1 tRNA gene is annotated in these 291 nt (G+C 40.9%); it reads right to left on the bottom strand.

The annotated features are described in order from the left end of the window. Positions 1–115: 115 nt before the first annotated feature. A tRNA-Glu gene (locus H3U96_RS11135) sits at positions 116–191 on the bottom strand. Positions 192–291 lie beyond the last annotated feature (100 nt).

Genomic DNA, 291 nt, shown 5'->3' with positions numbered 1-291 from the left:
ACTCGTTTCTTTCAGCTTGTTCCTAATTGTTAAAGAGCTTTATCTTTCTATTCATTCGAATATCAAATAAATACAAACATAATTTTTTTTCGAAAAATAGCTTCATCACATTTTATGGCGTCCCCTAGGGGATTCGAACCCCTGTTACCGCCGTGAAAGGGCGATGTCCTAGGCCTCTAGACGAAGGGGACTTAACTATTTTTCGATAAACAAACAATCTGTGTGAACACTTACGAGCACTTCGTAAGGAGGTGATCCAACCGCAGGTTCCCCTACGGTTACCTTGTTACG

Origin of the sequence: Gilliamella sp. M0364, assembly GCF_016100565.1 — a bacterium.
Taxonomy (GTDB): Bacteria; Pseudomonadota; Gammaproteobacteria; order Enterobacterales; family Orbaceae; genus Gilliamella; species Gilliamella apis.
This window is presented reverse-complemented; position numbering and strand designations above follow the sequence as displayed.